Here is a 13,160-nt window from a genome sequence, read left to right as displayed (position 1 = left end):
CTGTTTCAGGCTCAACGGTTTGTCATGCAGAATTGCAGTGTAATAATGCAAATACGTAATTTTTTCGGAACTGTGTGTTTCCTTCTTTTTCTTTTTCTCCGCTATTTTTTCGAGGGATATTTCACTTTCAGAGTCGGTTTCCGATGACATCTGGGATTTTATTGATGCCTCACCCGGTTTTATCTCCATAACTTACTCTCTCCTCAATATCATTTTCAGTAGTGGTATCTGCACGTTGAAGTTGGTTATGTCGCATACGTTGAAGATTGCGTGCAATATTGCGGTGTCTTTTTTCACACCCGACTATCACGCTCTGACATTGTTCTATTTTTTGTTTTTCAATATCAGCATCATTCTGCAAATCAATAATGCGCTGAGTAATATCTTGCTGGTTACTCATCAATACACCCTGCTGCCGAATACGCTGGTACATTTCACTGCGACTAAGCACCCCAGGCGACATCAACTGAGCAATCTTCGTGCTTATTGCGTCATACTCCCTACGGCATTGCGCAATGGCGTAAAACATCTCATCCAATAGCGCTTCACTCTTTTTTTTATCATGCCCGGCACGATGTTGTTTATGCTCCAGCAAAGCCAAAAAAGCATGTCCTTTACGCCAGGCATGCATAAAGTTTATCCAAACACGTGGTTATCTCGATTTTCTGCGTCATGTCCTGTTTGAGAAAATCCTCCATCTGCTCCTTTTTATTCAGCGCCGTATCGTTTTCTGCATTCTCTCCTGGCTGGTATTCTCCCAGGTCCAGATACAGTTGCATATCTCGTTGCCGAAACAGCAATTCTCGAAAACGAGCTGCGGCACGCTGTTGCTCTGATGGCGTGATATGAAGAAACACACGACTAATACTTTGTAAAATATCAATCGCCGGATAATGCGCTTGAGCAGCCAACCTTTTACTCAGATAAATATGTCCATCGAGAATAGAACGAACTTCATCGCCAATAACATCCGGTTCTTCTTCATTCTCAATCAATACCGTATAGAAGGCCGTTATTGAACCCTGATGAAAACGTCCAGGCCGCTCCAACAGCTTAGGTAATGCTTCAAATACCGAGGCGGGATAACCGCGTCGGGCCGGCATTTCACCCATGCTAAGTGCGGTATCACGCAGCGCTCGCGCATAACGGGTTATTGAATCAATAAACAGCAGGACATGCTTCCCTTTAGCGCTAAAATATTCCGCCACACGTGTCGCTATCTGCGCGGCATTATAACGTTCAATACACGACCGGTCTGATGTGGCGTAAACCAGCACCACTTGCGCACTGCGCGGGGATTGTTTTAGCGTTTCGATAAACTCGGTAACTTCACGCCCGCGTTCTCCAATCAGACCAATAACATAAATGTCCGCCTCGGAATGCTCAATCAGCATGCTCATTAACGATGTTTTGCCACAGCCAGCAGAGGCAAAAATGCCCATGCGCTGACCCAAGCCGCACGTGAGCAGCCCGTCGATCGCTCGTACTCCCGTCACCAGTGGCGTATCAATCGGCCTGCGCTGGGTAAAATCTTTGGCTTCTCCTTGCACCGTCAGCACATGCTTCACGCCGGGATCGCGCGACGCGTTGCTATCGAGCCGAGCGCGGACATTGCCCATCGCATCAAGAACAGTGCCAGCAACATCGTCATTCAGCGCAATCTTGAACGGGTTACCCGTCGGATAGAGCACATTGCGACGAGAAAACCCCTGGTTATCATTTAGCAGGCTTAATAGCGTGTACTCGTGATTAAAACCAATGACTTGCGCAAGCCCTACTCGTGTTGAATCCTGAAGGGAACGCTGCACCTCGCACACCTCGCCAATATAGGTACCGGGTAAATAGGCCTCTATTACATTTCCCTGAATTCTTACAGGGTGAGCAAGATGGACAAAGTTTTGCGCGACCATGGTTGCACTCCCGTCTTTAATTTAATGCAGTGCGATACTGCTGCAACACCGTTAAAAAGGTATCCAGCATCTCCATGAACGCGGAGGCTGACTCACAATGTTTTTCTTTTACCTGAGCGCGAAGATCTAAACTGTTATCAATCTGATATAGACAAGGTTGCCCTGCATGAAACACCTCTTCGTTATGCGCCAATAACAATGGAAACAGATTGGCACTGCAATAACTCAGAGTAGAAAGATTGAATTCGCCCAACTGTGCCCAAACCCAAATTTCCTCATCATTACTCTTGATATGGATAGTGGGAATATCATCCTTCATATGTAACGATATCGTAGAGTGATTATTCAGATCTTTATCAAGAACCTCTGACATCCCCACTTCAGCTAAAATCTCGGTTAGCAACGCAACAACATCATATTGCATAATTCACCCGTTAGTTTTGTAGTAAACCTATAACATCAATGTCCACGCTTTGTGAAATCTCACCAAATGAGAGCACATCCATTTCAGGATAATGTTCTTCGACCAGTTTTTTCACAAAGCGTCGAATATCAAGAGATACCATTAAAATAATATCCCTGGCATTGACTCCGTTGCCATGAATACTTTTTTCTAAACACTGCATAATTCGCTCAGTTTCTGGTGGAGGCAAGTTGATAAAGGTTCCCCCCGACGTTTGTCTGATACCATTACGCACTACCGCTTCCAACTCATGCGACATAACAAACGCACGAATTTTTCCTTCCGTAGAAAATCGGTTTGATATATAGCGCGATAACACACCGCGCACATGCTCCACTAACATAATGGGATCTTTTTCTTTCGGAGCCCACTGTACTAATGCCTCAAGAATTAACCTCATGTTCCTGATAGAAATACGTTCTTGCAGCAAACGTTGAAAAACCTCAGTAATACGCTGAACGGTATTATTTCTGTAACACTCTTTAAGTAATTCCGGATATTTTTTATCAAGATCGTCAAGCAGCATTTTCGCCTCCTGGATACCGAAAAACTCGGTAATGTTTCTCGCCAGCAGTGTCGATGCGCAAACGTAAAATTCATCCTGTGCACTACGCGTATAAAATCCAAGACTGTGTGCTTTTTTGCACTGTTCCTCCGGGAGCCAATAGGTTTTTACTTGATCAATTTCATTAACCTGTACATTGCTGTCCAGAACCTGGTACTCATCACCGCGTAGCAAGATCTTATGCATACCGGGAAAGAGCGGGAAGCTGGCCGCCTCAATCTCATTAATTAAAATGACGACAGTATTTTGTGGTGTATCCGATTTATAGTTCATCACCACATCAGGTAAACGAACACCGTACTCGATAAAAAAGTGGCGTTTTAAATACGATGAAAAACCATATTGGTTTACTATTTTTTCATGCCCAGAAAATGCAGTAACGATTAAAGGAATGGTTTCAGGGATAAACTCACCGTCGATTACCACAGGTTTTCCCTTATCTTCACCCTCGTTCTCTTTCTGATCTGAACGTGATGCCATTGCTCCCCGCTGTTTTTCTTCCCGCCGGTGTTTGAAATAGAGTCCAAACAGCAGTGCAGCCAATAACAAAAATACCGCCAATGGAAAACCTGGCAGCAGACCGAGTGCAATGGCAAGAATGCCGGTAACCACCAATATAAATTTATTGGAAAACATGTCGTGGATGATTTTGGATCCCAGATTATTATCTTCATTGTTGTTTACCCGAGTAACAATCAAACCACCACTGATAGAAATGAGGAGTGCAGGTATCTGTGCAACTAACGCATCACCTATCGTCAACAGCGTATAGACTGAAAGCGCTGTCGACATACTCATCCCATGTTGCATCATCCCAACAGAAATGCCGCCTAGCAGATTAACGAATATGATGACGATCCCGGCAATTGCATCACCTTTGATAAATTTCATCGCACCATCCAGTGCGCCATAAAGTTGACTTTCGGCCTCCAATACCGTTCGCCGCTGCCTTACTTCATTTTCATCAATCACTCCCGCTTTAAGATCGGCATCGATGCTCATTTGTTTTCCAGGCATGGCATCGAGAGAAAAACGCGCCGCCACCTCAGCGATACGCTCAGAACCTTTCGTAATAACAATAAATTGGACGATAGTGACGATAAAGAAAATAACGAAACCGACAATCAGATTATCGGCAATCACGAACTCCCCGAAACTGGCAATAATGTCCCCAGCATCAGCATCCATCAACACTAAACGACTCGTACTGATGGATATCGCCAATCGAAAAATGGTACTGATCAATAAAATGGCAGGAAACGATGAAAAATCGAGAATCCGGTTAATGTAAAATGACCCTAAAAATATCATCAATGCCATTGTCAAATTAAAAGCAATAAGAAAATCGACCACATATGTAGGCAAAGGGATAATCAGCATCACGACGACAAGAATCATTATCAATAAAATAATGAGTTCAGGACGGTTTCTAATTTGTAGAATAAAATTCTGTAGCATCATATTTCAACGTCATGTCTATATCAAAGTAGTTATGCTTTAGATTAGGTGTAGTAATCAGACCACGGACCTTGTCGACGCTCTTTATCATGAAAAGAAGCAAGCAGCGAAGAAATAAAATTTAATAGATATTTTCGACACTCGGGTTCAATGTACATTCTTTCTGGCGTTTTATTATACACACCTCTTAATATCTGAATCACCGTTGCACGTTGTGTTAACAGTAAACGCTGCATAAAATCATGGTTAAAATGATAAAGCGAACCTTCAAATTGATGACTTGCGACAATGCCATTGAGGTAAAGTATGACTATATCACTTTCATCCATTATTTTTATTTCATTTTTTAAACTCTCACGAAACGGCAGCGTAGAAAATTGTTCATTCAATAGTAAATCCAAGGTGTGAATAGTTCTGGCATCAGACAACCGATCGCTTAACGGACCAAATTCATCAAAATGGATACCCGGCTCACTCGATTTCATATCGGCAATAAGCGCATTCATGGTAAAAGCTAATAAACGCTGCCGGTTATGACATCCGTATTGTTCTATCCAGTCCTGGTAGATAAAGCTACCGGGCAGATCCAAATCTAAAAAGCGCAAGTAACAGTCGCGTAAGTCTCCAGCGGAGAGGCTCTGCTGGCCCTCCATGCTGCTAAAACGTTTTGCAAGACGGCCGATATTGATGCCGGAACGCATTTTCGGGCAATCCGAGAATTTTTCGAGATCGGCCATCGCCTCTTTTATTCTTTTCTTTTGTAACGCAGAAAGTTGACGATTAAGCATCAGTTCACGCAAGGCCAGCATCAAGTCGCTGTCATTGGGGAAGAGACTTCTGCCGTATTTCAGCAGTCCATCTCTGTTCAAGGACAACCGGGACACTTGCTTAATCAAAGCATCGTGCTTTTCGTCAGCCTTCTCTTCCAACATGGAAGAAAGAAAGTCATGCTCAATACTGTCGTTCCTGCGGCCCATTCGGCTAAAACGACCAAATGTACTCAGCACATCGGCAAATTCTTCGGCAGCATTGCTGATCTGCTCTTGCAGGTTCGCCACTGGCTGGTGCTCACCCTCCTCACTGGTGGCTGACACCGTTAACCTGTTGTTCTCCTCCCTAAAATCCGTGCGCAGGAGGCTTGCTCGCCCAAGAGGAGGTATTGCCATCTACATGCCTTGCCGTTTGTTCATAAATTGCCGCAACATGGTGACCGTTGACTGCAGTGTTGCCGTATCTGCGCCGACAAGGTTTCGACCCAGTACCGGGTTATTGTCCCAGCGCCCTTGCCAGGTTTCACCATATGCCAACAAGCGTGGCTGAATAAGAAAAAGCCGTACCATGTTTCTATGGCTGGTATAGGTGTAATCAAACAGCTTTCCCACTAGTGGGATATCTTTGAGCAATGGAATACCAGCACCACGCAGCTCATCCTGTTCGCGACTGTAACCGCCAATCAACAGGCTGTAGCCCATCGGAACACGGGCTGTGGTACTGATTTGCGTATTGTTCACAACGGGCAACGTATCAATACTCTCCGTGACGCCATTAACTTGCGGTATTTTTCCATCCTGGATATTGAGTATCATCTCAATTTCCTGGCTTTGTTTCCCTAAACGAGGAATAACACTGATCATCGTGCCAAATGTCACTTTCTCTAATGATGAGTAACGTTCTCCCAATAATCGGGTATAGAAACTGCTATTATTATCAAACAACGCTGGGACATTTTCCTGGGTAAGAAGCTCTGGCCGAGAAACCACTTGTGCATTTCCCTTCTCAACCAGCGCACTGACTTTTGTTAGAAAATTCATACTATTGGTTGGATTCAATGCGCTTGTAGCGCCATTAAAATTAATACCAACATTTCCTATACTTGCCTGACCTTGCCACGCTACCCCTAAGGTTTCTACATCATTTTTCGAGATGTCGATAATCCAGAGTGAAAGTTGGATTTGCTGTTTGGCAATATCTATCGCACGAATAATATCGTCCACAAAGGCAACCTGTTTTTCACTACCCTGGATCAGTAAACTATTGGTATCGGTATACGCAACAATATTTATTGCATTACCCTCCACGCCGTTGAATGCCTCATCTTGACGGGGTCGCTGGCTATAATTGTCCCCTGTTGACGGAAGTAGGTTTCTCATTTGGCGAATATATCCACCATCCTGGGTGTAGCGCATGTCATTTTCAATGGCATCTGGCTCACCAGATAGCATTATATTGGCACTATTATGACTCTTCCTGCTGTTGAGCAATTGATTGAGTACCGTCGCCACCCCCGGAATAGTGATTGGCGTATCTCGCAGTGAATATGCCCGATCGTTAACAAAGGTATTTTTCAACTTGATTACCCTGATAACGTTCTCTCCAGCACCTGGCTGAGAGTAGGTACTATCAATATACTTTGCCGCTGCTGCCACGAGTTCAACATAAACGGGCGGTCCCGATAGATAAAACGAACCGGAACCACTGTGAGACCGCGGTGGGAAACGATCGTCATATAATCCCGTCGATTGTAAGTAGGCCTCCAGGCGATTAAACGAAGCATAGGCCAGCTTGATTACGCGGCTCTGCATCTCATTGACATCGTAGACATAAATCGAACTGCCATCGTCATACCAGATCAAGGCTATACGGGCCGATAACATATTTAATAACTGGCGCGGGTTCGTCAAATCAAAATTACCTGAAATACGTTTTTTAGCAGCTTCCACGCTGACAATAACAGGTTTTTTCAATACCCCACCGAGCACATAAAAAAGTTGCTGGACGCTATTATTATTAGCAACATACGTCGTTGTGTTATCAGCTGAAAAAGCGTCCCTGCTGTTTATTTCATCATTCTGTGTCATGCTCTCTATCGGCAACGAACCCGATACAGGAAAAACCATGCTGATTCCTATAACAACCCCTAGTAGATAAAAATCCATTTTACCTATTCTATTCATTCAGAAAGCCTTCCAAATTTTTGAACTCCCTTGGGGTTATACCAAAAAGGGTTTTGATTTCCGTGGAGAAATGAGATGATGATGCATAACCGTTATTCCAAGCCACGGTAGCAATCGACTCATCATTCTCAATCAGTTGCAGCGCACTGTAGGCAGCTCGCCACATTCTGAGCTGTTTTTTCGGTCCACAGGTAAAAGCGTTATAGCAAAGCTTCCTAAAATAGGATTCTGAAACACCATATTCTTTACATGAATTATAAAGTTTGTGTGACTTCATGCTTTTACTGTTATCAAGAACTTGATCCAGCAAGAACTGTGCAACCCAATAGCTCTCGATACCGCGAATGAAATGACATAATTTATTGATAACATCCGTATCGCTGATAAAGTCACGACAAAAAACCAAATCCATAAAACTCATTTGTGCGTTGTCAATGACCGCGCAAAAAATTTTCTCGGTCTCGAACAGGACTTTATGTTGTAAAGGAGCAGCATTCGCCCCCCATAGCCGAGAGGACTCTTTAAAGCGGTATTCAGTGAAGGCTAAAAAGGTCGCCAACTGGGTAATCAACGATCGTCCCACCAACCATTTGCCATGAAGCGATAACTCAATAGCACTATTTGATACCAATACCGCAGATTGATCTCCCGTAAAGGTGACGCGTTCCCGGCTATTCATTATAGAAAAGGTAAATGTCGACTCAGGGGTCAATGGCCTGATAAAGAATAATGAGTCATTAACCCTAAATGTTTCATCAGTGATGACTGAATCTTCAACCATTGCATTATAACCAGGGGTGTATTTACAATTCTGGAGGTTTGTATTAATAGCAATACTTTTACTCTGGTTATTCTGAAGCTCTCTAGACATAGTGACCTCTGTATAATTCGCATGACATTTAAAGAAAATTGCGTCAGCCATACTGAACTGCGCAGCTCATACGCTCTAGAATAATAGCGAGCCCACGATAGCTATCGGTGCGGTGTGTAGGGCCAGAATATTCACTTAAAAACAAGAGGTCAATACACATCAAAAAATGTAAAAATAAATTAATCAAGATAATATATATATCACAGAAATATCATAATTATATTTGCACGCATCACCAACCAATACACGCCTCCTTTAGAAGGTGGCAATATTATCTTTTTATCAAGCACCCTGTGCTGCATCGTAACCAATTGATGTGAAATCAAAAAAAACCACATCAAACGTGATAATATCAAAAGCATAAAATAACCAAATCAACAACACAAAACATAACAATAAATAAAAAAATCAAAAAAAACTCAACACCACGCCATTGCCATATCAAATTATGTCGCTATCATGTCCCTACATTTTTTCATCCAGCCCTATACAGAGCGTCATAATCATATTTAGCTAAAGGATATCTCCAACCGTATCAGTAGAGTTTGATACACGAGTGTATTCACTCGTCGAAAACCGTCATTGTGATCATACATAGCTTCATTATTAATTATTAAGAGTAGGGCAACATCAAGAATTGCCACTCATTTCAAGGAACAAACTATTTAGGGTAGCCATATGGATGAAAAACACATTGATGACAATACGACAAACAGAGAAATTTTCACCCTAAAAATCCTTTTTGGCCCCATGTATGGTTGCGAACTAAACCTGCCTGTGGATAACTACTTCTTCAACATTCATCCCGAAATAAAGCAGAGTAGCACAGGTGGTGATATGCAAGAAGGGGTTGCGAACATGGCCTCATTCGCTTGCAAAACTTTATATATTCCTTGCGAAGTCGATTCAGACAATCTTCGGCTCTATTTGACTGAAAAATTGGAAATTGATGGAAAATCCGGATATCAGGTTGACATACTGGGACCCGATAACTCACAAACAGTACTCATCGAAGAGAATGTTTTTTTTCAACAAGGAAATATACGACTTGCACTTAAAAAAAATCATGATAAATGGTCAGATGAAATATCCACGTCTAATTGGGTAAAAGCAAACCAAACGCTCTCACTCTCGGATGCCTCTCTAGGAAGAGCCAAAAAGGCTAACCTAAAAACGTATTCCTATTCTTTGCTTATATTAACAGTTTTTTGTATTTGCACTTACATTGCCTGGTATAACTATTCGCAGCAATCCAGTCAAATAGTCTCACTCAATGCCGTCCTTGCTGGATCGCCGGCACCACTGAAGATCATTAAATCTGACAATCAGATTTATGTTTTTGGAGAGGGATATCAAGAAATTGCCTGGTTACATGACGTTCTCTACAAACTCAATGAAACCACCAAAGTTACCCCGATATGGACATCAAGAACACGAAAGGAAGTGATAAAAAAACTGCATAACAAGGGGTTTCCTATTTTACAGTTGGATTTGACGCTGCCCGAATTTCCTCAACTGTATACCTACAGGAAACTCGATAATGAACAGGAAACTTCATTAAAAACACAGGCACATCAATCACTCCCTTATGCAAAACGTATTGATGTTTTTTTTAGAGATAAAGAATCCCTTGTAAAGCAAGCCCAGCATGGACTTGAGCGTATTCAGATTCTCTACCGCTGTGTCACTACAGATAATGGCTTTGCACTGATCATCAGAGATGACCTTAGTGACAGTGCAATAAATGCACTAAATATTTTTATTACTGATTTTTACAATCAATGGGGGGATCAGATCGTTAGTTTCTCGATCAACATGAATGAAAACATTCTCAAAGATAAGTCTTACCTTAACGCAAAAGAGGGATATCTTTTCATATCCCCTACGCATTGGTATTTTCCACTAAACAAAAAGGACATAAATTATGGCTGATACAAAATACACCCCGCAACACGTTGACACTATTTTTCTCGACAAGATGTCGGGCGAATTTGAAGCGGGTGCAAAAACCTTAATGGAACATTTGAACACAGCCAAAACGGCACTGACTGCTGATCCCTCGAATCCCTCTGTTCTGGCTGACTATCAGTCCAAGTTGCAGGCTTACACGCTATTTAGAAACGCACAAACAAGCACGATAAAAGCCTATAAAGATATCGGTGCAGCCATTATTCAGAACTTCCGCTAATGCTGTATTGACTGCTTTCATCTTATTCTTACTCGAGGAATGTTTATGGAACTGACAAATAAAACGTTGGTTGAGTTAACGCAACTGACGCCGGAAAAAAATGATTGGGAAGAGACAGACTCGACGCGAGTCCACGACCAAGCATTTTCCATGCTGGTATCCACTACCTTTAAGCAAATGAGTGAAACAGATGAGCAATTTAAACAAGCCATTAATGCCCTTAGCAACTCACCACAGTTTACCAGTAACCCAGAAGCATTATTACAACTGCAAAACTATCTTGGAGAATACAGTAATTACGTTTCATTAATCAGCACGCTGGCTCGTAAAGGCGTTAGCACGATAGAAACGCTGGAAAAAGCACAATGATGTTTCGCAAATGCGCCAAAAAGCTGCTGGCCACGCTACTCGCCATGTTACTCATGGCGTGTAATGAGAGCCACCTGCTTGAAAATTTGACGCAGCAACAAGCAAATCAGGTGTTGGCTGTTTTACAGCAATACGATATTGCGGCCCAAAAGCAAGGCGGTGGGAAAGGCGGCTACACGATCACCATTAACCGGGCTGAGGCCACTGCTGCATTATCGATTATCAATCTCTACCAGTTGCCCTGGTCAGGTGATGTACAAATCGGGCAGGCATTCCCGGAGAGCGCATTGGTAGCGTCTCCCAACGCAGAGCAGGCCAGGGTCATATCACTGCAAGAGCAACGCCTTGAACAGTCATTACGCATTATTAGCCAGGTGGTAAATGCGAAAGTCCACATCAGTTACCCATTATTTAGCAATGATGCCGCCAATCGTTTCACCTCCGATCATGTCGGTGTGATCATTACTCATAAGGGAAATATTGATGAAAGCGTATTTATTTCGCAGGTAAAGTCACTGATTAAAAACAGTCTTAGTAATATTCGCTATGAAAACATTTCTGTAGTGCTTTTTGCTGTTCCCGCTATTCAATACGTTCCCCCTACAAAAGTGCGTTCTGTCGACTTCACGGTTTGGCAAGGCGCGCTGATACTTGCGCTACTCATGGTGTTAATGACAGGAATTTATTTCATCGCCAAGATGATGCGCCGTTCAACGCCCAATGATGCGGTAACACCGATGACGCATGAGAAGGAGCCACCGGCATGAATATTTGTCATGAGCAGCTCTTTCGTATTCTGTACCACCCAGTCGCTTACGCACACCCTTCTCATCTACCGGATACCTGGCGCGCAAAGGAGCGCGCCAGCGAACCCTTACTGAATTACTGGCTTTATAGACGCTACCAACTTGCCTCCCCCCCAAAAAACTGGGATGCATCATGCACGCTGGCGGCAGTCATGATAAAGCAATGGCATAACATGCCGGACATTGCTCATTTATTAGGGGGGTATCTTCTTAAATCATCAATGTCAGATCTCAACCTGGCGCTATTTTCAGATCCACAATTGCTTAATTTTATTGCATTGCCACTGATGCACCATGTCGATCCCGGCCCGCTTAAGCAAGGACGGTATACGCTGCTGGCTTGTGGGGCAAGGTTCATATTAAATCAATGCCATCCGATTCCACAGGCCCTGCAACAACGATTTATGCTGTTGTTCCCCACCGGCATTGAACTCCCAAAAATAGACGCGCCACCTACACCCGATCATCTCAACTTATTCAATATGGCCACGCATTATGCGAACAATTTCCCTGGCAGAACTGCCTGAAGAGTGCCGCGACTCAGTACTGATTAGGTCTAAAAATCGTAAACAACAATGCCGTTCCCAAAATGCCATTGAGCATACCTTACGCCGCTGCCATGAGATTTATGATGAACAAAAGCAGACATCCGAGGAGATAAAAAAACAGAAAGAAAAGGAAGGATTTTCCGCAGGTTTCAAACTGTGCTTCACCACAATGCTTTCCATGCTGAACGACTATGAAACGCTACAGCATCAACGCTGGACAGAGCAGCGCCAACATTTGCAGAAGGCGCTGACCCAAACCCTGCACGATCCGATCATCGTTGAATACGTTGTTACACAGTTAAACGCGCATTGCAGCCATAGCGATGCGATGACGCTTATCTTGCCCGAGGGTGTCGCGGTACCTGACCTATCGCCACATTTGACGTGTTTAACCACTCATGAAAATCACATTACGCTGCAATGTGGCTCGCACGCACTACGCTTTCCTGCGCAAGCACTTTGCCAGCAATGGATGACACAGGCTGATAGCGAAACACAGGAATTCACACAGCAACTGGATGCATTAACGCCAGCAACGCTACAAGAGATTATTGACATGCTGCGACAGGCTATACCCACTTTCACATACACTGCCAAGGATGAAGATTGATGATATCACGCACCCAACCCGAAGGAATTAATACCGTATCGAATCATGTGCCTGGCCCAGACAATGATGGCTTCGACGCCCTGGTTTTGCACTACCTTAGCGTTAATCATCCGCAGGGCAATCTGCAAAGCATACTGGAAAAACTGAAAGCGCTTGCACCCAACTCACCATTAACGTTAATGGCTCTGAGTAGGGCAGTAAATGTGGCTAACGCAAAGATGCGCAAGGACCCCGCACATGCGCAATACGCGAATACGATTCTCTACAAAAGGGCCATGCAACTTACAGGTACTAATATCCTATACACGACGATGATGAATGATATATTTTTCCCTACGAATGAGGAGAATACGGTTCTGGAAAAATTTTAACACCATCATGGCATTGCTTTAGACATCAGCAGAGAGTGACCAACGCC

At 43.4% G+C, this 13,160-nt stretch carries 14 protein-coding genes; 7 read left to right on the top strand and 7 right to left on the bottom strand.

The window, feature by feature from the left end; genetic code table 11:
- Positions 1–169: 169 nt before the first annotated feature.
- The 7 genes from J5069_RS16140 to J5069_RS16110 are packed head-to-tail and all read right to left on the bottom strand — an operon-like array spanning position 170 to position 8,221.
- Complete coding sequence (locus J5069_RS16140; protein WP_264644848.1) at positions 170–631, bottom strand: hypothetical protein; 462 nt, start codon at positions 629–631, stop codon at positions 170–172.
- Complete coding sequence (gene sctN, locus J5069_RS16135) at positions 615–1,910, bottom strand: type III secretion system ATPase SctN (protein WP_264644847.1); 1,296 nt, start codon at positions 1,908–1,910, stop codon at positions 615–617. Before sctN ends, J5069_RS16140 begins: the two co-directional genes overlap by 17 nt.
- A 16-nt stretch (positions 1,911–1,926) precedes the next feature.
- On the bottom strand, positions 1,927–2,334 hold the full coding sequence (locus J5069_RS16130) for a hypothetical protein (RefSeq protein ID WP_264627866.1): 408 nt from the start codon (positions 2,332–2,334) through the stop codon (positions 1,927–1,929).
- 10 nt (positions 2,335–2,344) lie between these two features.
- On the bottom strand, positions 2,345–4,396 hold the full coding sequence (locus J5069_RS16125) for an EscV/YscV/HrcV family type III secretion system export apparatus protein (RefSeq protein ID WP_264645075.1): 2,052 nt from the start codon (positions 4,394–4,396) through the stop codon (positions 2,345–2,347).
- Between the two features lie 44 nt (positions 4,397–4,440).
- Positions 4,441–5,562, bottom strand: a complete 1,122-nt coding sequence (locus J5069_RS16120) for an HrpJ domain-containing protein (RefSeq protein WP_264644846.1) — start codon at positions 5,560–5,562, stop codon at positions 4,441–4,443.
- The gene (gene sctC / locus J5069_RS16115) at positions 5,563–7,350 is read right to left on the bottom strand and encodes a type III secretion system outer membrane ring subunit SctC (protein ID WP_264644845.1); all 1,788 of its coding nucleotides are present in this window, start codon (positions 7,348–7,350) and stop codon (positions 5,563–5,565) included.
- Complete coding sequence (locus J5069_RS16110) at positions 7,343–8,221, bottom strand: helix-turn-helix domain-containing protein (protein WP_264644844.1); 879 nt, start codon at positions 8,219–8,221, stop codon at positions 7,343–7,345. The genes sctC and J5069_RS16110 overlap by 8 nt, the downstream gene beginning before the upstream one ends.
- A 678-nt stretch (positions 8,222–8,899) precedes the next feature.
- Between J5069_RS16110 and J5069_RS16105 the strand changes: the two genes are divergently transcribed.
- From J5069_RS16105 to J5069_RS16075, 7 genes are read left to right on the top strand one after another with little or no spacing between them, the layout of a single operon-like run.
- Positions 8,900–10,153, top strand: a complete 1,254-nt coding sequence (locus J5069_RS16105) for a PrgH/EprH family type III secretion apparatus protein (protein ID WP_264644843.1) — start codon at positions 8,900–8,902, stop codon at positions 10,151–10,153.
- Positions 10,146–10,409: a type III secretion system needle filament subunit SctF gene (sctF, locus tag J5069_RS16100; protein WP_264627956.1), complete on the top strand. Its 264-nt coding sequence runs from the start codon at positions 10,146–10,148 to the stop codon at positions 10,407–10,409. The genes J5069_RS16105 and sctF overlap by 8 nt, the downstream gene beginning before the upstream one ends.
- Before the next feature lie 45 nt (positions 10,410–10,454).
- Positions 10,455–10,778, top strand: a complete 324-nt coding sequence (sctI, locus tag J5069_RS16095) for a type III secretion system inner rod subunit SctI (RefSeq protein WP_264644842.1) — start codon at positions 10,455–10,457, stop codon at positions 10,776–10,778.
- Entirely contained in the window at positions 10,775–11,545 is a 771-nt protein-coding gene (sctJ, locus tag J5069_RS16090) for a type III secretion system inner membrane ring lipoprotein SctJ (RefSeq protein ID WP_413542248.1), read from the top strand. The genes sctI and sctJ overlap by 4 nt, the downstream gene beginning before the upstream one ends.
- Positions 11,542–12,111 (top strand): type III secretion system protein, encoded by a 570-nt coding sequence (locus J5069_RS16085; RefSeq protein WP_264644841.1) that lies wholly within the window; start codon positions 11,542–11,544, stop codon positions 12,109–12,111. The genes sctJ and J5069_RS16085 overlap by 4 nt, the downstream gene beginning before the upstream one ends.
- A complete protein-coding gene (locus J5069_RS16080) occupies positions 12,080–12,742 on the top strand; it encodes a hypothetical protein (RefSeq protein ID WP_264644840.1) in 663 nt (220 codons plus the stop codon). Before J5069_RS16085 ends, J5069_RS16080 begins: the two co-directional genes overlap by 32 nt.
- A complete protein-coding gene (locus J5069_RS16075; RefSeq protein ID WP_264644839.1) occupies positions 12,742–13,113 on the top strand; it encodes a hypothetical protein in 372 nt (123 codons plus the stop codon). Before J5069_RS16080 ends, J5069_RS16075 begins: the two co-directional genes overlap by 1 nt.
- The last annotated feature ends 47 nt before the right edge of the window (positions 13,114–13,160 follow it).

Source organism: Candidatus Symbiopectobacterium sp. NZEC127 (assembly GCF_025962675.1).
GTDB lineage: Bacteria > Pseudomonadota > Gammaproteobacteria > Enterobacterales > Enterobacteriaceae > Symbiopectobacterium.
The sequence above is the reverse complement of the archived record's forward strand: the minus strand, read 5'-3'. Positions and strand labels throughout refer to the sequence as shown.